Below are 24,024 nucleotides of genomic sequence, written 5' to 3' on the forward strand. Positions count from 1 at the left end.
GCGTCGTCCTTGATCTTGGCGGCGAGGTATAGGGGCGCCTTCGCGCGCGGATTTTTCGCCGCAAAATTAGCAAACGATGCCGATATGAGCCCGTTTATGTAATCTTTGAAGCTGCCGTCGCCGTTTTTATCCAGGCTTAGCGCGTGGCCGCCCCCATCCTTTAAGCTTAGCGAGTTCAGATAAGCTGGGAATTGCGCTTTTAGCTCGTCTGAAATTTTAATCTGCGCTGCGCTTAGTTTGCCGCTAATCGTTTTGCGCGCGGGCTTTGCGGCGCTTTGATCCGCGCCTTTTTTGGAATTTTTTTCAGTGCCGCTAGAATTTTCGCCGCGCTCGTTAAATCCCGCCGCATCAAAGCCGCTAAAATCCATCTTTTCATATTCGCTCTGCGCGCCGAACATCCACTCATACGCCGCGTCCGCGTGCTTTAGATTTGTGATCGGGCAGTATGCGGACGCCGCGTAAATTTTATCGTTAGCCTTCGCAGCGCCCAGCTCTTGCAGATACGGCTCGTACGCGGCCTCGTCCCCGCTCGCGCCTAAAAGCGCTGAGAGCGCTCCGCCTGCGCTCGTGCCGTTTGAGATGATCTTGTTCGCGTCCCCGGGCATCGCCGCATCGTTAAATTTCAGATACCGCACGGCTGCCTTTAGATCGACGATCGCCGCAGGCGCCTTGCCGATATAATCGCCGTTTGCGTCCTTTAGCGTGCGTCCGCGCGCTGCGGGAGCGGCTACGACGTAACCGCGCGAAAGCGCCGTAGCGATCGCGTTTGGTTTGCCGCTTTCGTCTATTTTGACCTCGCCCGCTTCGCCGGGCATGTAGCCGCCCACGCCGTTTGGTAAAAATATCGGCGCGCTCGCGGCGTCAAATTTGCCGCTCTTGCCGCCATCAAAATATTGCTGCGGGATGAAGATATTCATGCTCTGATAGTGCGCGCTTACGGGTTTTGCGACGTAGATTATGTTTTTGTAGGCGCGAAATTTTATCTTTTTGCCGCCTACGATCACACTTTCTTGCGTAAAATTTGCGGCGTTAAATTTCAGATCTATTTGCGCGCTCTGCGTCGCCGCAACCTCGGCGTTTAGGCTTAGCGCGCCGCAAAATATCGCAGCGCCTAAAGCAAAAAGTTTTTTACTCATTGGCATCTCCTTTCTATTTTGATGCCGTCACTTTTTAGCCATTTAAGCAGCTTAATGACAAAGCTAATTTTAGCAAAATTAGGCGAATGCTTAAATCCGCTGCGCGCCTAAATTTTGAAATTTAAACGCAAAGGCATTTGCAAGTTGAAAGAAATTTTAAACTCGAAGTGTTATTTTAGTGGGCATTTGCGATCCGCCGCCGTAAATCCGGCTGCATTAAATTCCGCTCGTTAATTCATAAGCTTGAGCTGCGTTTCGAAGGCGGATTTAGGGTAGAGGCCGATGAGCTTTTTGACCGCTTTGCCGTTTTTATCGTAGATCACCGACGTGGGGGTGCCGAAAATGCCGCCTACGATGGTTTCAAAGTATTTTACGGAGTTTGCGCCGCTGACGCTTGGGAATTTTATCCCCTTTTCGCGAGCGACCGCGGCATCGGCTTCCAGACCTTTACCGTCGCCTAGAATGCCGATAATCAGCGCGTCGCCGTTAGCTTGCAGCTCGTTTAGCGCGGGTACTTGGGCTTTGCACGCGCCGCAGCCGCTAGTATAGAAAAATAGCACGAATGGCTTGTCGTTGCCCTCGATCTTTAGCGTGCGCTCGGAGGGGTCGAACTTGGAGGCAAGCGAGGTACCGTCGCTGCTTAGATGGTGCTTCCATCCGTCGCAGCCTGCGAGTAGCAGCGCGAACATGGCGGCGGCAATTTTTAAATTTAAAAATTTCATAATCTGAAATCCGTCCTTAAATCTGCTTTAAAACTGCTAAATTCGTTTTTAAATTTGCGTTTGAAATTTTAAAATTTACGGCGCGATGCCTGCCGGAGTTTATATCGCGATCTGCATTAGAATTTATGCCGTGACACATGCCGCGATCCGTGCTAGAATTTATATCGCGGTATGCGTTGAAATTTATATCTCGATCTATGTTGAGGCGCATGTCGCGACTCGCGCCGTAATTTGCGCCCGTGGCGTTTCGGCTTCTAAAATTTAGGTTTTTAAAATTTCTACCCACTCCGCTTGGCGTCGCATCGGCGCTTGATCTTTCGAGGCAAACGGCTTCGGCGGGACGTGCGCAGCAAAGAGCCGCACCTGCTCGCACGAGCTTTGTGCGGATCCAAAAAGAGCGCGAGCGGGCGGTGAAATTTTTAAATTTTAACGCAGCTTTATTTTTCATCATGCGAGCTAAATTTTACGCACCATCATTTTGCGCGCTAGAATTTTTGGTACCTTGATTTTCGCCGCTTAAATTTTTAGCACCCTGATCTTCGCCGCCGGAATTTTGCGAAGCGGGGTTTTGCTCGCTTGTAACTTCGCCACCAGAGCTTTGTGAAGCGCTTTGGCTTAAATCGCGATCTGAATTTTCATCCTGCGAGCCGAGATTGTGCTTCATCGTACTTTGATCCAAAAGTTCTATTCGATCGAGCTTGCCGTGTCTTAGGCGCACCACTTTGTCGGCAAATTTGCCGAGCTCTTCGTTGTGCGTGACCAAAAGCAGCGTCTTGCCCTCGCTGCGAAGCGTCTGAAAGAGCTGCAAAACCACGCGCTCGTTGGCCTCGTCGAGGTTGCCCGTAGGCTCATCCGCGATGATGATGTCGGGGTCATTGATGAGTGCGCGCGCGATGCAGACGCGCTGCTGCTCGCCGCCGCTAAGCTCGCTAGGGCGGTGCGTGATGCGGTGCCCGAGCCCTACTTTCTCAAGTGCTGCCTTGGCGCTGTCTTCATCCACGCAGCTGTGGTAGTATTGATTTAGCATGACGTTTTCGACGGCCGTTAGATAGGGGATTAGGTGAAATTGCTGAAATACGAGGCCGATCTTTTTGCGGCGAAATTCTAAAATTTGCTCGTCGTTTAGCGCGCTCGCGTCGGCTCCGCCTAGGATATATCTGCCCGCGGTGGGGGTGTCCATCAGGCTTAGGATATTTACGAGCGTGCTCTTGCCGCTGCCGCTTGGCCCCATTATGCTGACCCACTCGCCGCTTAAAACGTCGAAGCTGATATTATCGAGAGCCTTAACCTCGCCGAAGTATTTGCAGATGCCTTCAAATTTTAAAATTTCCATGTTATTCCCTTAATAGATTCGCTAAATTCGGATTCAGCGCCTTTTTGATCGGATAGTAGCTTGCCGCGAGCGCAAAAATCAGGCTCAGCGCGACCGCCGCAAAGAGGCTGATTAGCCTAAAATCCACGCTGCTTGAAAATATCAGATGCCCGAGCAAGATCGCGAGCAGGTATCCCACGAATACTCCAGCTAGCGAGCCTGCGACGCAGACGGTTAAAATTTCGCTCAGGATTAAGTGGAGTAAATTTTGCTTGCTCGCGCCGATTGCGCGGATGAGCGCGAACTCTTTGATGCGCGAAAGCAGGATCGAGCTAAGGCTCGTGTTGATGCAGACCGAGGTGATCAGAAGGATCGTAATGCCGATAAGAAGCATCAAAAGCTTGATTTTATTTAAGATGATGCCTTGAGTCTTGGATACCTTGCCGATCGGCGCGAAGCTCATCTGTGCGTCGCTTAGGCTCTTTGAAATTTCGCTAAGCTGCTTAAAATCGCCGCTTACGATCGCTTCGGCGTAATTTACCTGCGCAGGCTGATTTAAAATTTTTTGCGCTAGCGGCAGCGAGATTAGCAGCATGCCGTCCTCTTTCTGCCCGTCATAGACGATACCTTTTATCTTGACCTTGCTCGTTTCGTTTGAGCCGATCGGCGTGATCTCGATACTATCGCCGAGCTTCGCGCCCAAAAGTTTGGCGAGATCCTGCCCGATGAGCGCGTTTTTATCGTCGAAATCCACGCCTATAAACGAGCCCTCTTTAAGATCCAAAAACGGCATCGTATCGCGCAGAGAGGAGAAATTTACTCCCATGATGATGCCTGAGTTGACGCCTAAATTTGCGCTGCCGAAAAGGTATTTATTCGCGCTTTTTAGAGCTGGAATTTTGGCAAATTTTGCATCGAGCGCCGCTTCGTCCATATGGGAATTTTCTAAATTTGCGGGGCTTACGATTAAATTTGCGCCGTAGCTGTTTAACTCGCTGGCGACCTTTTTATCGATGTCGGCGTAGATATTTACGAACGCAGCGCAAACTGCGCTGCCTAGCATGATCGCGATGAAAATCACGAAGCTGCGGATACCGCTGTTGATGATACTTTTAAAGATCGCGCCTCTGAAAAACGCTCCGTTATTTCCTACCATAAAGCACCTCCGCAGGCAGTAGCTTGATCACTCCGCGTAGCGGCAAGATCGAGCCGATAATGCAAATAAGAAGTCCAAAGACGATGCTAAGCGGAAAGACCATCAACGACACACCGATGAATGAGCCAAAAATTTGATACGCGATCGCCCAGCTAAGCACGTAGCCCACGACTGCACCCACGAGTGAGCTTGCTATGCAGATAACGAAAATTTCGGCGGCGAACTGGATATAGATCATAAAGTTGCTCGCTCCCAGCGCCTTAAGCAAGCCGATCTCCTTTTTACGTTTGTAAATTTCGCTGCTTAGCAGGCTCGTGATGCAGATGCTTGAAATCAGCAGCGATAGAATGCTTACGACGCCCATTAAATTTTGAATTTTTTTCGTGATGCCGCTTTGAGCTTCGCTGACGCTAAGCACCGCCTTAGCAGTTGCGTTTGGATACTCCTCGGTGATCTGATATGCGATGGAGCTAACGTATGCTGAGCAGTACCAAGTGTCGTATTCTGTGGCGTCTAGATTATCGAGACTCCTTCTTGCCTTTACGGACAGATCGTCTTCTGGGATCGTCATGGCGCTAACTTCGGCCTTGGCGATGAGGCCCTCTTTGTGCGTTAGCTTTTGTACCAGCGATAAATTTGCGATCAGCTTTTTGGCTTCATCCTCCGCGCCGTGCAAAATCCCAACGACTTTAACCTCATAATCTCCAAGCTTAACCGTATCGCCGATCTTTAGCCCCAGCGCGTCGCCTGCGAGCACCTCATCCTCGGCGCCGTCTTTTACCCACTGCCCCTCTACACTCCAAAACGGATAGAGCGAGCGCACGCCCGATCTGAAATCAGGCTCGTCGCTAACGCCTACGTCCTTTTCAAAGTAGGTTCCCACGACGTCGTAATCTCCCGCGCGGGTAGTTAAAAAAGGCGCAAAGGCGGTGATATTGTTGCGCCAAAAAATTTCTTTGATCTTATGCAGCTCGCTCTCTTTTAAGAAATCGTCGTTCTTAAGCGGAGAGTATTCTCGCCCGCCGATCTCGATACTTAGGCTTTGCGAGCGCGGTAGCACGACGATATTCGAGCCGTAGCTGCGTAGCTCCTTAGCGACCTCATCGCCGATTTTTAGCGTGATATTTAGCATACAAGCGATCAGCGAGACCGATAAAAATATGGTCAAAAACGCTAGAATTTTGCTATCCCTGGAGTTTAAAATGGAGGATTTGATGATGCGTAAAAACATTATTTAAGCTCCTTTAGCGTGCCGTTTTCATCTACATAGCGCTCGGGGTGCGCGGTGAAGGCGTTTGCATTCGCTTCGCTTTCGAAAAAGTAGGTGCGTCCGTAGTAAAGATAGCTAAATTTAGAGGTGTTTAAAATTTCTTTTCTACTGACCGGATCGATTACCTTTTTATCCACGATCTCCGAGAAATAGGACGCGCCGTCCTCAATCGTCTTAAGCGCGATGACGATATTTTGCCCCTCTAGCTTATAATCCAGCGGAATCGGATTGCAGCCGCCAAGCTTGCCGACGCTCGGCAAAAATATCCGCACGTTGCAAGCGATGCAGATGAGCTCGTCGCCTTTTTTGATGTAGCCCATATCGCCGCAGATCGAGCACGCGTCAAAAACCGCGACCGGGGCAAATTTGTCCGTGAAGCGGTTTAGTAGAAAAAACCTGACCTTATGCCCGTCGTCGGTAACGTAGGCAAAGCGGTGCAGCTTGCCATCTTTCACAATGTTTGCATCGATTATGAATTCCGCGCCTTGCGGCTCGATGATCTTAGGCTCATCGATCGTAGGCGGTTTTGAGGCGACCAAAATATAATAAAGCCCCAAAAAGCTGATTAAAACCCCAAGCGACAAGATCAGGCTAAAATCTCTAAAAATGGCAAATCTACCCGCTTTAACCTCTCTAAATTTTATAATGTCCACTTCTCGAGGCACACGCCTTGGCGCACGAAATGCCGTAAGCAACGCAATTAGCGTAGCTATAAGGCAAAGAGCTAGCGTCAGATAGGAGTTGTTGTAGTGGATGATTTTGGCGATGACGCTTAGAAACTCTGACGAGCCGATCGCGTTTGAAAGCCCTTCAAAACCCTTCGCAGCTAGCGCTTTCGGCGCATCCGCTTGGCGCAGATCAAGACCCAAAAAGCCGATTTTAGCGATAAAGGCAAACACCCATGCAAGAGCGAACGACGCTAGCTTTGCGCCTTTGCTCGCGCGCGCTAGAGCTGAGCGATAAATAAAATAGAATAAAATGAGCGCCAGCGCACCTAAAACCGCCATAAAGAGGTTGGTTAGGCTGAAGCTGTCCAGTAGCTCGCCGGAGAAAATTTTAAAATTCATCCCTATGAAGCGGTATTCAAATCCATACGCGCAGCCAAGAGCAAAAATAATCGCGGCTGTTAGGTAGAAGCGTTTAAGCTTAAATGCGAGCAGCAGCGCTAACAGCGCCAAGAGCGCGAGCGCGTCAAATATAATCTTGCCTGTATCGGCGTTTGCCGAGCGCGCAAATGCGCTAAAGCACAGCGCCCCGAATGCGGCTCCCAAAAGCGCGGGCAAAAACGATGCGCTGATAAAGCGCCTTCCGCCCAGATACGCGCTTAAAAATGCAAGCGGAAACAGAGCCAAGCTAACGTGATAAAAAAATATCGTCATTAAAAATCCTCATCGAGCCTAATGCGCGTAAATCGCCTATAATTGCTTAAATTTTAAAATTTTAAAACCTACGCCATTTTGTAAATTTTAAAATTTCAAATCCGCTTGCAAAAAATTTGCAGCGTCAAGAGCCGCCCGCAAAGAAAAATTTCGCCTCGCTATTGCTTTGGTTTTATCTCGTCCTTGCGGTGCGCTAAATTTTAAAATTTTGCCGCAGCTAAAAAGATTCGTAAGCTTAAACGCATTAAAGCAAAAACGATGCGCTTTGGCTGCGGCGTAGCGCCTAAATTTAAACGGGCTAAATTTAACCGCCTTAAATTTAAAGAGCGCGGTTAGAATCCAACACCCTTAAGCTCCGCCGAAACCGACTCGGCGGAGCCATCTATGATTTACTCTTTAGGAGCGCCTGTGTATTGGAAGGTGTATTTAACCGATAACGGCTCCCACCATTTGCCTACGCCGGTCGCTTTGTCTGCGTGGCGGCCAAATCCGTTGGCGCTTGGATTTTCGATGTTGTAGGTTAGCTCGTAGTTGCCTACGCCGTTTACCATCTTGATATTGGCGCCGTAGTGAGGGCCGTCGCTAGCTACCATCGGCATGAAATTTCCCTTTTGAATCTTGCCGGTATCTAGGTTTTTAAGCACGTAAGCGATCTTTAGGTAAGGGATCCACTCGCCCTCGCCAAATCCGTTTGCGTTGCCTTTGATAGCGTGGATATCCGCCTCAAGGTGGATATCCGCCTTGCTAGGAGCTAGATCGATGCCTTTAGGCTCCATATCGATAGGCTGAAGATAAACTGCCGCGATCTCCATTCCATTTTGCTCAATCGGCTCGCCGATCGGATGCTCTCCTGCCATTGCTATAACAGAGGCTAAGCTTAGCGCCAACATACCTGAAAAAATCTTTTTCATCTTTTCTCTCCTTATTAAGATTTGTTTTTTTGCTTGTTTTTTAAGATTAAAATTCCTACGATCAAAAGCACGATCATCACCGCTTGCGGCACTAGGCTCTGGACGTAAGGATAAAATCCGATCCACGTAATCGTAGGAAGCCCGTCTATTACCGTAGGCACGAATACCTTGCCCTCGACTAGCTCCATCACGCCCTTGCCCACGAATACGACGGACATATAAAATATGATGACCGATGTAGCAATGAAAAATGGCTTAATAGCGATTTTAAGCGAGAATTTTTTGATAACGATATAAACTATAATAAGAGCCGCCAGACCCGCTACAAAGCCTGCTGCTACCATGCTGGTAGCTGCCGGACTTTTAGCATCGAAAAGTAGTGCTAGATAAAATAGCACCGTCTCTGCGCCCTCGCGATAAACTGCCAAAAATACCGTCCACCAAAGCATCTTGCTATCGCCAGAGCTTAGGCTGTTTGAAATTTGACCTTGTATATAGGCGCTCCACTTTTTGGAGCTTGCATTCGAAAGAAGCCAAAAGCCCACATAAAATAGCAGAACTACGGCGATTAACATCACCGCGCCCTCCATCACTTCGCGCGTTTGTCCTGCATTTTCGCTACCAAAGATATAATTCAGCCCGTAAGCCGTAGCGATACTTAGCACAACCGCGACGCCAAGAGCGCTGTAAACGATATTTAGGTGCTTTGAGTTGCCGGATTTTATAAGTAGAGCGATGACTGCAGCTACGATGATGAGCGCTTCAAATCCTTCACGCAAGATAATGATAAACGCGTATAAAAATAGATCCCAATTGCTTGATTTCTTCGTTAGCTCTAGGCTTTGGGTAAGCTGATCAAATAGCTTATTTTGCGCCGCTACAATCTGCTCTTTGGAAGCACCCGCGCGCATAAGAGCCGAAATTTTATTAAAGCTTGCTTCGGTGTCTAGCTTAAGCTGAGTATTTTTAGCACCGACGATATTCTCCATGCCGCTCTCTTCGTATTCATCAAAGTAGATATTACCGCTCTCGTCGATCGCGTCATCAACCTTGCCGCTCTCGTAAAGCTGCAAAACCTTAGCCATTTTGTCTTTGATATTTTGCACAATCGGCGTAAAATCCTTGCCCTCATCCTCGCTAGTATCGCTTTGTGCTAACGCAGTCTGCGGCGCTATGGAGTAGCTTTCTTGCGGCAAATCATTTACGGCTTTTAATGCTAGATTATCTAGGGCGTTTATCGCTTCGTCAAATTTTGATTTGTCTGTATCCGCATCCTCGCGCAAGAGATTTCCGATAATTTGCTGGATTGATTGATCGGTCTGAGATGAGACATATTTTCGCACTGCCTCCTCTAGACGTTCGTTGCGGTAGATATCAAATTTAGCGCGATTTAGCGCAGCTTTTAGCGCAGCAGTGTCTTTCTTATCAAACGCAGCTTTAGCGTTATCCAGCTCAGCTTTAAATTCCGTATAGACGCTCATCCAAGGAGAAGTTGCGCCAGATGCTGCGGAATTCCCGCCTGAGGCTGGCGCAGAAGTGCTACCGTCGCCTCCGTCTTGATACTCGGCTACGAGACGATGACCAGATTCGATCGCAGGCAGAACCTCATCAATCTCGCGATTTAGATTATCGATCATAGCTTGGATCTCATTTAGAGGCTTTTCGGCTTTGATCGCTTTACGGATATCGCCGAATTGCTTCTCCATATCGTAGGATTTTTTCTGACTTAAATTTATGCGAATGCCGGCTTCTAAATTTTCAAAATGCCCGAAATACGCCTCTTGGGTTATCTTTCTGGCCTCCGAGTTATTGCCGTCTACATAAAATTTAACCGCCTGGGCAAATTTTTCTTTAATCGCCGCCGCTTCGGCGCGATAATCGGTCTGCGCCAGCAACATGCAAAATGGAAAAATAAGAGCCAAAATCGCAAATTTAAAAAATTTCATCTGAACCTTCTTAAGTTAAATTTATACATTAAATTTCAAAATTAAGTAGCAATTATATGTAGAAAAATCTTAAAAAGTAATAAAAAAAGCGGTTATCATAAAGCACGAAAGCGGCTAAATTCTCAATTGCGAGAGCTTTTTGATAGATGGAATTTAATAGAATTTAGGATATGACGGAATTTTAAACGGCAGTCGGATTTTACTCCGACTGCTAAAATTTTAGTGAAGTTTCGACCAAATTTTGCTTTTCCAAAGACCTGCAAAAACAGAAAGGATCAAGAAATAAATCATAATATTTATGGTTGTAGCTTCACGCTCAGTTTTTTTGCTATCGCCTATGTCAGCTAGATACTCCACGACCTTGGCTTCAGCGTTTTCGTTCAAGCCTACGCGAGGCATCGAAGTGCCTGGAAGCTTCTTTTGTGTATCATTGATAAACTCGTGCAGATAGTTGGCGCCCTTAGAACGGATCATCATCGAAAGATCAGGAGGCGTCGAGCCCATATATGCAGCCAAGCTAGCCTTGTCGCTGGATGCAAAGAGCTTATCATACTTGACATCGTGGCATCTTAGACAAGCATCCCCAAAAACCGCCTTGCTTAAAAGGAATTTTTTCTGCGCTTCGTCTAGTTCAGTGCCTTGCTTGATGCCGCTAACCGCAGCCTCAGAGGCGATTAGCTTATCCTCGCTAGGAGCGACCGATTTCAGATAAGCTACGATATCGGCAATCTCTTGATTTAGATCACCGCCCGCACCGAAAAATCCAGGCATCGGAAAAGGCTTTTCGTCGCCAAATTTCTGATCTAGCTTAAGAGCCATGATCGGATCTTTGATAAGCGCAGCTAAGAATTTATCGGTGTATAGATAGCCTGCGCTACTAAGATCCGGCGGATTGACGCCGTATGCGGCACTGGCGCTTGCCGCGTCCATAGGAGCGGGGATATTTGCACTTTTTACTCCATGACATGCGGTGCAGCCTGCATTTGTAAAGGTCTCGGCGCCGCGCACGGCATCGCCTTTACTAAGATCGATTTTATTTATCTCGTCCCAAAAAAGCACCGTTTTGTCTTGTTGCTCTTTCGCACTGGCTAGGGCTTTTTTAGAATTTTTTATCATCGTTTCATCTCCGCCCTTTTCGGCTGCGGCCAAAGCGCTTTCTGCTGCGGCTACGTTATGCGCAGCTAAAGCCGTATCGCCTGCTGCAAAGTCGTAATTTACCGGATCGGTGTGCGGACTGAGCTTAGTATGAGCATAAGGCTCGATAAACCAGTATAAAATTCCCACACAAAAAAGCACTAAGATTAGGGTTCTTATCTCTTTCATGGCTAGACCCTCTTTCTTTCTGCGATTGTAATTAACGGAAGCACTACGACGAGCAATCCGATATAGATGATTGATAAAGCAAAGCCCCAGTATTTGTTTTCGATACCGAGCTCCGCGCCGTCTGCAGGGAGCTTGCCGAAAAGGCTAAGCAGGATCATGTCGATTACTAAAATCCAAAACCAAATGAAAAACGCTTTGTTTTTGTGCGCAGGCGCTACTACGCTGCTGCGGTCAAATAACGGGATAAAAAATAGCGAAACTCCGGCAAATGCAAAGGCGATAAGTCCGATGTCGGCAGCCTTAAGCGGCCCTACGTCGAAGTAAAATCCGCGCAGAATTTCATACTCCCAAAGGAAGTACCACTCCGGATAGATATGCGTCGGGGTTTTGAGGCTGTTTGCCGGCTCGAAATTTATCGGATCCATCGCAAAATCGAAGTGAAAGCCCACTAGATAAAAGAAAAATATCATAAAGATACTGACGTAGAAAAAATCCTTCGCCAAAAAGCCCGGCCAAAACGGAATTACCTTGCTTTCGCTAGTTTTTCCTTCCAAATACTTCTCACCCTCGAGCTCAAAGTCTATCTCCTCGCCGTCTAGGTTATTTACATGCGGAAATCTAAGCGAATAAAAATGCACCGCCAGCACCGCAACCACCACAAGAGGCAGCAAACAGACATGAAGCATAAAAAATCGCGTCAGCGTCGGATCGCTTACGGCGTAATCGCCGCGAATCCATTCGACTATTGCATCGCCCACTACGGGAATTCCGCCGAACAAATTTGTAATAACCATCGCTGCCCAGTAGCTCATCTGCCCCCATGGAAGCATATATCCACTGAAAGCCTCCGCCGAAAAGATGATGAAAAGCAGCATTCCGCTTACCCAAATCATCTCTCGCCCTTGCTTATACGAGCGGTAATATATAGCTACTAAAGTATGAATGTATAAGATCAAAAATACGACCGATGCCGATACTGCGTGGATATGTCGCCATAGCCAGCCGTATTCGACCTCTTTCATAATCGTGAAATTTACGCTATCAAATGCTAAATTTACATCCGGCTTATAATACATCACGAGCATTAGTCCACTAACGAATAAAACTATAAATAGCGTCATCAAAATAACACCCATCGCCCAAAGGAAGCTGATATTTTTAGGAATCCAATACTCGCTTACCATCACCTTGAAAAATTTCGTTACGGCAAGCCTTTGGTCGAACCAATCCCAAACTCCCGTAGCTTTTCTTATATGTGCCATCTGCGTCTCCTATGCTTTCTGCTTTAGGGCTTGGTATTCGGGGCCCTCTTCGCCTAAAACGAGTTTCGTTCCGTCGATTTTAAAGGGCGGTATATCCATAGGACGCGGCGGCGGACCGAATACGTTTATGCCGTTAGCATCGAAAATCCCACCATGACATGCACAAATGAATTGTTGCGTCGATGGCTTGTAGCTGGGAATACAGCCCAAATGCGTGCAAAGCCCGATGCAAAGCGTATATCTAGCATCCCCTACGACGACGTCACGGGCATCATTTTTGGGCATATCGGCGGTCTTTTTAAGCACGAAAATCGGCTTTTTGCGCCACTGCGTTTGATAAAGCTCGCCCTCTTTGATCGGACTTAGATCTACCGTAGTGACGCCGGCGGCGCGCACGCTAGGTAGCGGATCCCACGATTTCTTCATCCCCACGAGCGCAAAAACGCCACCCACAGCGGCAACTGCGCCGAAAGTAAGCCCGATAAAGCCTCGTCTATCCTGTTTTAGATCAGACATCTTTATCCTTTCAAATTAAGAAATTGACAAGCGTCAATTTTAGCCAAATAAAGATTAAATCAATATGATTATAAGCAGAAATTTAGCTTAATCTTGCAAGCTAAATTATATTTTAAGATAATTTTAATGCCTGGCGAGGCGTTTTCGTGGCTTAAAATTTTATAAATTTTCAAATTCTGTCATGTTTTATCATGGCGCGAAATTTAAAATTTGAAAATTTTATCGCGCAAAGGTTGCTACAACAATGGCGTGCGAAATTTTAAAATTTCGACATCATAAATAAAATTTCATAAAGAGCGAGATTTTAAATTTTAAATTTAAAGATGAGCATAGAATTTATAAAATCAAATTTTAAAATTTCACTGCTCGGTTATGGCAGCGACGGGGTGGAATTTTGCACTAGCGCGCTAGCTGAAATTTTAAAATTCTAAATTACGTCGCACTTCCGTCGCATGAAAAAATTCCACTAGAAGTAAAATTTAAAACATTAAAACCCCATAGCGGTGCAAATTCTAAATCATTAGAATTTTACGACGCCTTAAAATTTCAAGCATCAAAGTCCTGTCGCGATGCAAAATTTTAAAATTTAGCGCAATCGCGAGCCGTAAAATTCTATAAAATTTTGCAGGACTTCAAAGCTTAGCTGAAATTTAAAGATAAATTCCATAAATCCCTAAAGCCTCAGCAAGCTGCGAAATCTGGGCGAAATTTCAAAATTATTATTCTGAAATTTGGGCCCCACCCATCTAAAGCCTAGCCGATTTGCCCGAGCGGAAATACGCCGCGATCGCAAGGGCCACCATCGAAGCGACCATCACGTACGCCCAGCCGGGCACTGGAATGCGCTCGCCGCTAGCGTAGGAGTGCATGCCGCTTAGGTAGAAATTTACGCCAAAATAGGTCATTATGACGCTAAAATACGCAAACATCGAGGCTGTGGCAAAAGCGAATTGATTATTGAGCTTAGGCATAAATCTAAAATGCACGACCACCGCGTAGATAAAAATCGTAATGAGCGCCCAGGTCTCCTTCGGATCCCAGCCCCAGTAGCGCCCCCAGCTTTCGTTCGCCCACACGCCGCCTAGGAAGTTGCCCACCGTCAGCAAGCAAAGACCTAGGATCATCGACATTTCGTTGATATGCGTGGCTTCTGCGATATTGCGAGCGATTTCGGGGTTTTTCTTATCGAACAGAAACATCACGAGGGTGAAAATTCCAAGCAGCATGCAAAGGCCTAAAAATCCGTAGCTCGCGGTGATTACCGAGACGTGGATCGTAAGCCAGTGCGACTTCAATACAGGCTGAAGGTTCGTAATCTGCGGATCGATGTCGCTAAGATGCGCTACCATCAGCGTTATGCCCGCCATTATTGACGTTAGCGCCAGCGAGATCGCGGATTTGCGCGAGAAGAATATTCCGCTTAGCGACAGCGCCCACGCGATGTAGATGAGCGATTCGTAGGAGTTACTCCACGGCGCGTGCCCCGAGACGTAGCCGCGCAGCGCAAGACCCGCGGTATGCGCGATGAAGGCGACGATATTTACGACGTAAACGAGCTTAAACGCGCCGCCTAAGCGAAGAGCGGGCTTCATCATCCGCAAAAAGATAAAGATCAGAAGCAAAAATCCCGAGATAGTGTAGATCGGAAAGAGGCGAGAAAAAATTTTAGCCTTATTAAATAAAATTTCATATTTTATCGCGCTCTCGCTAGGCATTAGGTTTGCGCCGTTTTGTGCCTGGTATTTTTTGACGTAGCTTAGCATCTTTTCTGCGCCGCTCCAATCCCCGCTTTCTTGGGCATAGGCCACGGACGAAACGAATATTCCCATCATTTTTTTAACTTCAGCAGATTCGTTTTGATCCAGCGCATCGCCTAGATATAGCGGCGAAAGCCACTCGTTATTTTTAGCGTTCTTAACTGGAATAATTCTAAAATAATCCCCCATAAACGCCGAATAAAAGACGTTTACGCGCTCATTTACCTTGATGATCTCTTTATCTAACACACCGCGATTGCCCAAAGGCTTGCGGTTGATCTCCTCGACCATTTTATCGAGCTTGTAGTAGCTCTCGCCGCCTTTAAATTCAAAAAAATCCATCATACTGGCGTGGCTTTGCTTCTCATCCATACCTAGAATTTTTTTAAGCTCCGGCTCGCTAACCTTGATGATTGGCGCACGCCTCCAGTAGCTTTGATTTAGCATAAACGAAAGCGCAGCGGCGTTATGGTTTAAAATTTCGCCATTTGGCGCCTTGTAGTCGTCGGCGCGGTAAATTTTATTTAAAAGCTCCCTAGAAACGGTATCGAAAGGCTCCATTCGCCCATCAAATCCCTGAATTACGAGGCTTGCTAGATCTTCGCTAAATTTAGGATCGAATTTCGGTACGGCCAGCTCGCCTCCCATAGTAGAAAAATTATGCGGCGGGATGGAGTCTTGCTCCGCCGCAGATTCTTGCGAAGCGGAGCTATGCTTGGAATTTTCAGCGGCGGAATTCTGCACGGAATTTTGCGAAGCGGGATCTTGCACGCTAGCCGGGCTTTGCGACGCTGGATTTCCTACAGCTGCATTTGAGGCGGAACTTTGCGAAGTAGAATTTTGAGTCGTGAAGTTTTGTTCGGCATTTGCTGTGCTAGGATACAATGCAGCCGAGCTCAAAGCCAACGCGCCTACAAATGCCAATGCCGCGCCTTTGGTACCGCGTCGCGATTTTTTGGCGCGTTTTGATGCAGAGCTTTCTGCGGGACTCGCAGGCGCCAAGCTAGATGCGGAATTTTTAGAATTTACATCTTTTTCTCTAGCAAGATGCGTATTTTCGCTGATTAAGCGCGAGAGCTTGAAAAAGCGCGAGCCCCGGTTGAAAAAGTTAAAAAACATCCCTACGCATAGCAGAAAGTATCCGACGTAGGTCGGGATCTTGCCAGGGTCTTTATTGAGCGAAAACACCGTGCCACGCTCATCCGTGTCGTATGAGCTTTGGAAAAATCGGTATCCGCCGTAATCGAGCACGTGATTCATAAAAATATCATAATCAAAGCTCGTATTGCCGTCTTTTAGCGTGATTTCGCTTTTATATCCAGAGGGCGAATTGGTACCTGGATAGCGATCCATCACAAAGTCGCGAAGCGCGATTTTAAAAGGCAGATGAAGCATCTTTGGTGCCAAGGCTACGATGAAATTCTTATCTCCCACCTTGTAGCTAGCGCCATGCGAATCCCTAGGCACGTAGATTTCGCGACTCTGCCCCGCAAAGCTTAGCGTAGCTACTACGCCGGGCTCACCTGGTAAATTCGCAGCGACCGGGACAAATTTCTCGACCGCGGAGCTAAGCAGGCTAACGGGAGCGAAATTTATTCCGTCGAAGCTGTAAAGCAAGAGATTGCCTAGCGGATTATCCTCGTTTCTCTTAAGCGGCGCAGTGCTCATATCAGCCATTTTAGTGGCGTTTATATCAAGACTTGAGTTTAGATAAAATTTGCCGTCTTTGGATTTTATGTAGATGAAATTCTTACTCTTAGGCTCTGCGTTAAAAGTGATACTAAGCTCGCCTATATCCATGCTTTCGCCTGATTGCAAGGAGACATTTTGGCTGCCAACGTTGTTGGAAAATAATAGCTCCACGCGCGCAGGAGCCTGTCCGGTCGGATCTTGCACCCATTTTAGCTCGCCGTGTTCTACGAGCTCTTTAAATTTTAAATTTGCGATCCTACCCTCTACATCTAGATTGAGATCGAAGTTCATCCGTCCTGCGCCGTTTAAAAATTTGCTCTCATCGGCGGAGATAAACTCGCCGTCGCTGCCTAAAGTAAGAAGTTGAACGACCTCGTCTTTGGTCGTTACGATCGAGCTCTCGCCGCCCTCTCTTATATGGATATTTCCCTCAAAGCCGAAATATCTAGTCAAAATTGCTCCAACAAGCATAAACAAAAAGCTTGCGTGAAAGATTAGTGCAGGCAGTGTGCGAAGCTTAATCATGCGGTAGCGATAGATATTGTAGGTTAAATTTATTCCCAAAAGCGCCATCAGCGCGCCAAACCACGCAGTCGAATAAACCATCGCCCAAGCTACTTCCGTGCCGTAAGCGGTCTCTACGAAAGTGGCGATCGCACAGGCTAGCGCCAAAATCAGCAGCATCACTGACGCGCACTCCATACTAAAAAATGTCTTCATTGATTTCCTTTAGATTTACGAGGGTTTTCAAAATCGCGAGATTTTAGCAAAAATTGCTTAATTTTTCATTTTACGACTTGCAAGCGCACGCCTACTAGCGTAGCTCAAATATGCGTTAAGATGCTCTGACAAAGCGATCAAATTCTCTTCTTAGGCATTCGCGCAGAAATTTAACGGCGCGGATAAATTTTGTAAAATGCTGCAGAATTTGGCAAAATTCTATGTAAATTTCGTGCGCCATCTCATAGCGTAATTTCTAATTTAGAATTCCGCTGCAATAAAATTTTATCTTTGCGGAATTCCTTCTTATTATTTTTTGCCTTGGGTATATGCGAGCTCGCATACGTCGCCCACAGCTTGGTGGCATGGGATAGCCGAGATCGAGTTATTGGGCGAGCCGTCGATCACTTTGTCTGAATAAACCAAATAGATTAGCGAGCCCTGCACCGCGTCGTAAAGCCTAACTACGTGGGTCTTTTTGAAGATTAATGAGCTGCGTTTTTCAAAAATATCCTCTTTTTTCAGCTCCTCTTTGATGATGATTTTAGGCGCTGTCTGCACGCACGAAACAGAGGCTTCGGAGCGATCTTCCTCTACGCCGATAATCTCTTTGGCACCACCTTTTTTGGCGTAAGAGACGTAGCAGGTCACGCCGTCGATCTTAGGATCTTTAACCGCGATAACTTCGATGCGATCGTCTTTGCCAAAAATTCTAAACGAAGTATTTACGCTACCTACGAGCTCGTAATCGCCCGCAAAAGCAAAAGCCGCTAAAATCGCTGCTAGAATAAATTTTTTCATAATCATCCTTTGGAATTTTAGCGGCGATTTTATCATTTATAATATAAATATTAAGCAAGTTTTTATAAAATACCGCGATTTAAATTTAAAGGAATTTTATGATCGAAGATATCTTTAGAGAATACGACATACGCGGCATCGTGGGCGAAGAGTTAAACGAGCGCAGCGTAAAAGCGATCGGCTTTGCTCTTGGCAAACATATCGCAAATCTCGGGCTTGAGCGCGTTAGCGTGGGATACGACGCCCGTCTTAGCGCGGATGAGCTTTTCGGCTATTTCGTAAGCGGGCTAAATTTCGCCGGGTTGCGGGTTTATAATATTGGCTTGCTACCGACGCCGGTGGGCTATTTTAGCGTATTTACGCATAAATTTGACGCAAACGTAATGATCACTGGCTCACACAACCCCAAAAATTACAACGGCTTTAAGATCACGATCGGTACGGATAACTTCTTCGGCGAGGATTTAAGGCGTCTTGGCGCGCAGGTGCGGGAGCTGATGAGTTCAAATTTTGAAATTCCAACCGATATAAGCACTCAGAAGTACGACATCTTAAGCGAGTATCTAGCATATTTTGAGAAAGAATTTGCGGCTCTTAAGGGCTTTGCCGCGCCTTTTATCATTGACTGCGCAAACGGCGCCGCAGGCGTTACCGCTACTAAAATCATAGGAAGGCTAGAGCTAAACGCTAAAGTTTTATTCCCGCAGCCCGACGGCAATTTCCCAAATCATCACCCAGACCCCAGCGAGGAGAAAAATTTAGCCGATCTCAAAGCTGCGATGAAGCAAGACGGCGTGGCTTTGGGCTTCGGCTTTGACGGAGATGCCGATAGGATCGCCGTGCTAACTCCGCGCCGCAATATCAAAGGCGACGAGCTAGCCTGCCTGCTTGCCCTAAATATGACCCATCCGCGCATCCTAGGCGAAGTCAAATGCTCTCAAGCGATGTACGATACCATCGATAAGATCGGCAAAAGCTTCATGGGCAAGACCGGCCACAGCAATATCAAAAAGGCGATGAAGGAGCTAGGCATTGATCTTGCCGCGGAGGTTAGCGGGCATATTTATTTTAAAGAGCGATATTTCGGCTTTGATGACGGCGTATATGCGATGATGCGCGTGCTTGAGCTCGTAGCTAAAGGATATGATTTAGACGCCGAACTAGACAAGCTACCGCGAGTTTTTAGCACCGACGAGATAAAATTTAATACGAGTGAGGAGGCGAAATTTAAGATCATCGAAGCTCTTAAAGCTCAAATCCACGCAGGTATCTCGGAGCTGCCACCCATCCGCGATATTATCGAGATCGACGGCATCAGAGTGCGGTTTGATGACGGCTGGGCGCTCGTACGGGCAAGCAACACCACGCCTGTGATCGTAACTCGCTTCGAGGCCTCTAGTCCCGAGTTTCGCGACGAGATGCAGCGCGTATTTTTAGGTAAACTAGAAAATTTAAAGGACCAGAGATGAACGAATCTGAAAAGCAAGAGGTTGAGAAAAATATAAAAGAGCTTTTGGCTGCGAGAGCGGAATTTTTTAAATTCTTAGATAAGCGCGTGCCAAAAATCGCGGGTACCGACGTATTTGATTTCGAGCGTGCAGGTTCGGCTAGCTTGAAAGAAGTTTATGCGAAATTTTACGGCTACGACTACGCCGCGCGCAAGCTGCTGCCATATCTGTACCGCACTTACGGACTAAATTTCGATGTCTGAGATCATCTTAGATCGCGCCGCTTATGCGCACAATCTAGCGCAAATCGCCGCCAAAGTAGGTGGAGCGGAACGAGTATTTTTAGTAGCCAAGGATAATTCATACGGCCATGGCTGCAGGCTTTGCTGCGAGGAAGCGGCAAAGCTAGGCTTCGTACGCGCCGTGACGCGAAGTGCTGCGGAAGCTGCGCAGATTGCGGATTTATTTGATGAAATTTTAGTGCTTTCGCACATTCCGCGCGGGGACGAGGACGAGCGGTTTTGCTACGCAGTAAATGATCTGAGCTACTTTGCGCGTCTTAAACGAGGGCTTAAAATTTATATCGCTGCAGATACTGCTATGCACCGCAACGGCATCGGAGCGAGCGAGTTAGATGAGGCGCTTAGGCTATGCAAGCAGGGCGGATTTAAGCTTCGTGGCTTTTTCACACACTTTCGCGCAAGCGACGAGCTAAGCGGCGATTTTTTCGCACAAAGGCAAAATTTTATAGAATTTAAGCGGCTTGCGGGGCAAAAAGCCGCCACCGCGGGCTTTGAAAATTTAAAATTTCATTCGAGCAACTCCGCAGCTATCGAGCGCAGTGCGGGCTTTGAGGACGAATACATGCGCGTAGGCATGGCGCAGTTTGGCTATCCGCAGTTTGACGAGAGCCTAAATTTACGCCCTGTGCTAAAGCTCTATGCCGATCTAATCAGCTCGCGCGTGCTGAAAAAAGGCGAGCGCGTGGGCTATGGCGCAAAATTTGAAGCGCCACGCGATATGAGGATCGGCACATACGATCTGGGCTACGCAGACGGGCTGTTTCGCTACGACGGCGAGGGCGAGCTAGCGCTTGCAAGCGGGCAAAAAATGCTCGGAAAAATGTCGATGGATAGCTTCTGCGCAGAATTCGGCGGCGAGCGCATCTGTGTGCTGGGCGACGCGCGGATTTGGGCAAAACACTTCGGTACGATCGAATATGAAATTTTAGTCAAATTAAATTCCAACATCCCAAGGAGATTTCAATGAAAGAGCTGCAAGGAGAAAATAACGAGCGTATAGGTTACGACGATAAAGGCTTATCCGCGCGAGGCGAGAGCTTTGGCGGAGGAGAGTATCCGGGCCAAAAAGGAGGGCTTCATATCTTAATCAAAGCTCTAATCGTCTTAGCGATTGCGGCGATTGCGTTTGCGATATTTGCAGTACCCGTTTACAATAAACTCGTAAGTAAAGATGAAGAAGTTAAGGCCGCGTGGAGCCAGGTACAAAACCAATATCAGCGCCGCGCCGATTTGATTCCAAATTTCGTAGAAACCGTCAAGGGCTACGCTAGCCATGAAAAAGATACCTTAGAAGGCGTTATAAATGCCCGCGCTAAGGCAACCGCTGTCAATATCAATGCAGAGAGCTTAGCGCAAGATCCGGAGGCGTTTGCGAAATTTAACGGCGCTCAAGGCGAGCTTAGCTCAGCCCTATCGCGCTTGATGCTGGTAGTCGAGCGCTATCCGGATCTCAAGGCAAATCAGAATTTTGCCGATCTGCAAAATCAGCTCGAAGGCACGGAAAACCGCATCGCCGTAGCGCGCAAGGACTACATCGCCTCGGTGCAGGAATATAACAAGCTAATTAGGACCTTTCCTACAAACATCATCGCGCGCATCGTAGGACTAGGCGGCGCCAAACCTAGCTTTAGCGCTGATAGCTCAAGCCAAAAAGCCCCTAGCGTTTCATTTAAATAACGCTAAAGGCGGCAAATGCTAAGCGAGCAGTGCAAGCAAAAAATCCATGAGCTAATCACGAAAGCCGAAACCGCAAGCGGTGCGCAGATCGTCTGCGTGGTCGCGCGCGAAGCAAGCGAGGACTGCGAAGCTAGCTATAGCGCGGCGGCAGTGACGTCGTTTGCGATCGGCATCGTTCTGTGCTTCGTGCCACAAATAAGCAAAGCTGAGCTACTGCAGATCGTAGCACTTAGCTTCATTGCGATTAAAGCTCTGCTAGCTAAATGCCCCATGCTTTTAACTCTAATCACGCCTAAATCTCGCAGACTTCGGCTCTCGGGCGAGTTTGCTATGCTAAAATTTTACGAGCGCTACGGCAGCGTAAAAGAAGCGATAATGTTTTGTGTCTGCGTCCGCGAGCGCTGCGCTCATATCATCTGCGGCGCGCGAGCGGCGGAGTTTATCTCTAAGGGCGAGTTTGAACGTATCACGACGGAATTTAACCCTAGCACGCAAGGCCTTGAACCTGCTGTTTTAAAGGCGATGGACGCGCTGTGCGAGCTAGCCATGCGAGTGCCTAAAGATAGCGAAAATAACGAGATAGAAGAGACCTTGGTGGAGCTGCGATGAGAGTGGCTTGGAGATTTGCTTTTGCCCTAATGGCGCTATTTGTAATAAGCGTCGCCGCACCTAGCGAGTATCTAGCCCATCCAAACGGCACCGCTGTAATCGATGAGGCTGGTATTTTACGCCCAGCCGCGAGAGATAGTCTGAATGAAATTTTAACGACTTTCGATAAAAATTCCACAAACCAGATCATGTTCATAAGCCTAAAATCGCTCGGAGATTACTCTATCGAGGAAATCGGCGTAGAGCAGGCGCGCGCTCTTGGTATCGGGCAAAAAGGTCGCGACAACGGCGTACTGCTGCTCGTCGCTCCACACGAGCATAAAGTGCGTATTGAGGTCGGATACGGGCTAGAGGGCGTGCTAACCGATATGCGCGCCAAACGCATCATCAGCAATAAAATTCTGCCCTATTTTAGGCAGGGGGATTACGAAAGTGGCGTCATTAGCGGGATTTCGGCGATCATCAGCACGATCGAAGGCGGCGATATAAAATTTGATCCGCTTAACGCCAACGCGCAGCAGGATCCGAGCAACAAGGACTTTGCGATCTTTATGGTGCTTTTTGCGGTTTTGCTTTTTGCGATACTAAGCCGCCGCGTGACGCGCCTCAGAAGAAGCGACGAGGATATAATCTCGAGTGCAGACATCATAAGCGAAATCGCGCGCTCATCGCGCATGAGAGGCGGCTCATCCGAAGATTTTGGCGGATTTGGAGGAAGTGGCGGTTTTAGCGGAGGCGGCTTCAGTGGGGGCGGCGGAAGCTTCGGCGGAGGCGGTGCTAGCGGGAGCTGGTAGCTACGGAAATTTCATAAAAATTCCAAATCGTAGAATTTTGTATAAATTTTAAAATTTTAGAATTTCTAAATTCGGCTACTTGCGTAGAAAAACAGCACGAGCGGCTTGTCGTTGCCCTCGATCTTTAGCGTGCGCTCGGAGGGGTCGAACTTGGAAGCAAGCGAGGTGCCGTCACTGCTTAGATGGTGCTTCCATCCGTCGCAGCCCGCGAGCAGCAGCGCGAGCACGGCGGCGGCAATTTTTAAATTTAAAAATTTCATAATCTGAAATCCGTCCTTAAATCTGCTTTAAAACTGCTAAATTCGTTTTTAAATTTGCGTTTGAAATTTTAAAATTTACGGCGCGATGCCTGTCAGAATTTATGTCTCGATCCGCTCCGAGGCGTATATCGTAATAATTATGCTTGGGTTCATGCCGTGACTCTTGACGAGATTTATGTCATACTCCGCACTAGAATTTATATCGTGACATATATTTAAATTTAAGTCTCGATCTGCGTTAAAGTTTATACTTTGGCATGTGCTGCAGCAATGCTATAAGGCGTATGTCATAACCCGCGTCGTAATCCGCACTAAAGTCTATATAGTCACCCGCCTAGCAATTTGTACTCGTAGCGTTTCGGTTTTTAAATTTAGACTTTTAAAATTTTGGCTTTTTAAATTTTTACCCACTCCGCTCGGTTTTGCGACGGCACTTAATCTTTTGAGGTAAACGGCTTCGGTGGGACGCGCGCAGCAAAGAGCCGCGCTGCTCGCGCGAGCTTTGTGCGGATCCAAAAAAGAGCGCGGGCAGGCTGTGAAATTTTTAAATTTTAACGCAGCTTTATTTCTCATCATACTGGTTAAATTTCACGCACCGGAATTCTGCGCGCCCGAATTTTTGGTATCGGAATTTTTGCCGTTAGAATTTTCGGCATTCTAATCTTCGCTGCCAGAATTTTGCGAGGCGGAATTTTTAGAATTATATTTTTTTGATATCGGAATTTTCTGTAGCCGAAGCATTTGCGCCCGCATTTTGCCATTAGAATTTTCGCCGATTAAATTTATTCTTTGCAGAATTTTAAATCTGGATTACGCGCCCTGTTCTTCATCGTGGCTCATTTACATAAAATTTCACCTATTAAAAATTTGGACGCAAAATTCCACCTGCGAAATCTCGATAAAATTTTGCCATTAAATTACGAAACGAAATTCTACCTCGCAATTCCGCCACTATTTCTTAGCGATTTTATAGTAGCCGTCTTTAAAAACAACCTTACCCGCATCCGCAAGGCGCTTTAAAAGCTGCGCGC

At 47.3% G+C, this 24,024-nt stretch carries 20 protein-coding genes and 1 pseudogene; 6 read left to right on the forward strand and 15 right to left on the reverse strand.

Annotated elements, in window-relative coordinates:
• From QZ176_RS09015 to QZ176_RS09080, 14 genes and pseudogenes are all read right to left on the reverse strand, one after another.
• Window positions 1-1,136, reverse strand: a 1,136-nt coding sequence (locus QZ176_RS09015; RefSeq protein WP_295152956.1) for a subtype B tannase, incomplete at its 3' end; no start/stop codon positions are given.
• 230 nt (window positions 1,137-1,366) lie between these two features.
• Window positions 1,367-1,858 carry a TlpA disulfide reductase family protein gene (locus tag QZ176_RS09020; protein WP_295152958.1) on the reverse strand — a complete coding sequence of 164 codons (492 nt, stop codon included), beginning with the start codon at window positions 1,856-1,858 and terminating at the stop codon, window positions 1,367-1,369.
• A 16-nt stretch (window positions 1,859-1,874) separates the two neighbouring features.
• On the reverse strand, window positions 1,875-2,306 hold the full coding sequence (locus QZ176_RS09025) for a hypothetical protein (protein ID WP_295152960.1): 432 nt from the start codon (window positions 2,304-2,306) through the stop codon (window positions 1,875-1,877).
• Window positions 2,307-2,552: 246 nt separating this feature from the next.
• Window positions 2,553-3,191 (reverse strand): annotated as a pseudogene (locus tag QZ176_RS09030) (ABC transporter ATP-binding protein); the annotation flags it as partial.
• Window position 3,192: 1 nt separating this feature from the next.
• Entirely contained in the window at window positions 3,193-4,326 is a 1,134-nt protein-coding gene (locus tag QZ176_RS09035) for an FtsX-like permease family protein (RefSeq protein ID WP_295152962.1), read from the reverse strand.
• Window positions 4,313-5,557, reverse strand: a complete 1,245-nt coding sequence (locus QZ176_RS09040) for an ABC transporter permease (protein WP_295152964.1) — start codon at window positions 5,555-5,557, stop codon at window positions 4,313-4,315. Before QZ176_RS09040 ends, QZ176_RS09035 begins: the two co-directional genes overlap by 14 nt.
• Window positions 5,557-6,975: a Fe-S-containing protein gene (locus tag QZ176_RS09045; RefSeq protein ID WP_295152966.1), complete on the reverse strand. Its 1,419-nt coding sequence runs from the start codon at window positions 6,973-6,975 to the stop codon at window positions 5,557-5,559. Before QZ176_RS09045 ends, QZ176_RS09040 begins: the two co-directional genes overlap by 1 nt.
• A 389-nt stretch (window positions 6,976-7,364) precedes the next feature.
• The gene (locus QZ176_RS09050) at window positions 7,365-7,886 is read right to left on the reverse strand and encodes an iron transporter (protein WP_295152968.1); all 522 of its coding nucleotides are present in this window, start codon (window positions 7,884-7,886) and stop codon (window positions 7,365-7,367) included.
• A gap of 14 nt (window positions 7,887-7,900) precedes the next feature.
• On the reverse strand, window positions 7,901-9,832 hold the full coding sequence (locus QZ176_RS09055) for an FTR1 family protein (protein ID WP_295152970.1): 1,932 nt from the start codon (window positions 9,830-9,832) through the stop codon (window positions 7,901-7,903).
• A gap of 219 nt (window positions 9,833-10,051) precedes the next feature.
• Window positions 10,052-11,155 carry a c-type cytochrome gene (locus QZ176_RS09060; RefSeq protein WP_295152972.1) on the reverse strand — a complete coding sequence of 368 codons (1,104 nt, stop codon included), beginning with the start codon at window positions 11,153-11,155 and terminating at the stop codon, window positions 10,052-10,054.
• A 2-nt stretch (window positions 11,156-11,157) separates the two neighbouring features.
• Entirely contained in the window at window positions 11,158-12,417 is a 1,260-nt protein-coding gene (locus tag QZ176_RS09065; protein WP_295152974.1) for a cytochrome bc complex cytochrome b subunit, read from the reverse strand.
• Window positions 12,418-12,426: 9 nt separating this feature from the next.
• Entirely contained in the window at window positions 12,427-12,933 is a 507-nt protein-coding gene (gene petA, locus QZ176_RS09070) for a ubiquinol-cytochrome c reductase iron-sulfur subunit (protein ID WP_295152976.1), read from the reverse strand.
• Between the two features lie 746 nt (window positions 12,934-13,679).
• The gene (gene ccsA, locus QZ176_RS09075) at window positions 13,680-17,102 is read right to left on the reverse strand and encodes a cytochrome c biogenesis protein CcsA (RefSeq protein WP_295152978.1); all 3,423 of its coding nucleotides are present in this window, start codon (window positions 17,100-17,102) and stop codon (window positions 13,680-13,682) included.
• 309 nt (window positions 17,103-17,411) lie between these two features.
• Window positions 17,412-17,903, reverse strand: coding sequence for a CreA family protein (locus QZ176_RS09080; protein WP_295152980.1), 492 nt, complete (start codon window positions 17,901-17,903; stop codon window positions 17,412-17,414).
• A gap of 98 nt (window positions 17,904-18,001) precedes the next feature.
• On the opposite strand from QZ176_RS09080, the gene QZ176_RS09085 reads away from it, so the two are divergent.
• Genes QZ176_RS09085 through QZ176_RS09110 form a run of 6 tightly spaced genes read left to right on the forward strand, consistent with a single transcriptional unit; the run spans window position 18,002 to window position 22,733 of the window.
• Complete coding sequence (locus tag QZ176_RS09085) at window positions 18,002-19,372, forward strand: phosphomannomutase/phosphoglucomutase (RefSeq protein WP_295152982.1); 1,371 nt, start codon at window positions 18,002-18,004, stop codon at window positions 19,370-19,372.
• The gene (gene cmeU, locus QZ176_RS09090; RefSeq protein ID WP_295152984.1) at window positions 19,369-19,614 is read left to right on the forward strand and encodes a CmeU family protein; all 246 of its coding nucleotides are present in this window, start codon (window positions 19,369-19,371) and stop codon (window positions 19,612-19,614) included. The genes QZ176_RS09085 and cmeU overlap by 4 nt, the downstream gene beginning before the upstream one ends.
• Entirely contained in the window at window positions 19,607-20,620 is a 1,014-nt protein-coding gene (locus QZ176_RS09095) for an alanine racemase (protein ID WP_295152986.1), read from the forward strand. Before cmeU ends, QZ176_RS09095 begins: the two co-directional genes overlap by 8 nt.
• The gene (locus QZ176_RS09100) at window positions 20,617-21,330 is read left to right on the forward strand and encodes a LemA family protein (protein ID WP_295152987.1); all 714 of its coding nucleotides are present in this window, start codon (window positions 20,617-20,619) and stop codon (window positions 21,328-21,330) included. Before QZ176_RS09095 ends, QZ176_RS09100 begins: the two co-directional genes overlap by 4 nt.
• 15 nt (window positions 21,331-21,345) lie before the next feature.
• On the forward strand, window positions 21,346-21,939 hold the full coding sequence (locus QZ176_RS09105; RefSeq protein ID WP_295152989.1) for a hypothetical protein: 594 nt from the start codon (window positions 21,346-21,348) through the stop codon (window positions 21,937-21,939).
• On the forward strand, window positions 21,936-22,733 hold the full coding sequence (locus QZ176_RS09110) for a TPM domain-containing protein (RefSeq protein WP_295152991.1): 798 nt from the start codon (window positions 21,936-21,938) through the stop codon (window positions 22,731-22,733). The genes QZ176_RS09105 and QZ176_RS09110 overlap by 4 nt, the downstream gene beginning before the upstream one ends.
• Before the next feature lie 65 nt (window positions 22,734-22,798).
• On the opposite strand, the gene QZ176_RS09115 is transcribed toward QZ176_RS09110, so the two are convergent.
• Window positions 22,799-22,993 carry a hypothetical protein gene (locus tag QZ176_RS09115; RefSeq protein WP_295152993.1) on the reverse strand — a complete coding sequence of 65 codons (195 nt, stop codon included), beginning with the start codon at window positions 22,991-22,993 and terminating at the stop codon, window positions 22,799-22,801.
• Window positions 22,994-24,024 lie beyond the last annotated feature (1,031 nt).

The sequence above is a fragment of the uncultured Campylobacter sp. genome, from assembly GCF_905373215.1.
Classification (GTDB): Bacteria; Campylobacterota; Campylobacteria; order Campylobacterales; family Campylobacteraceae; genus Campylobacter_B.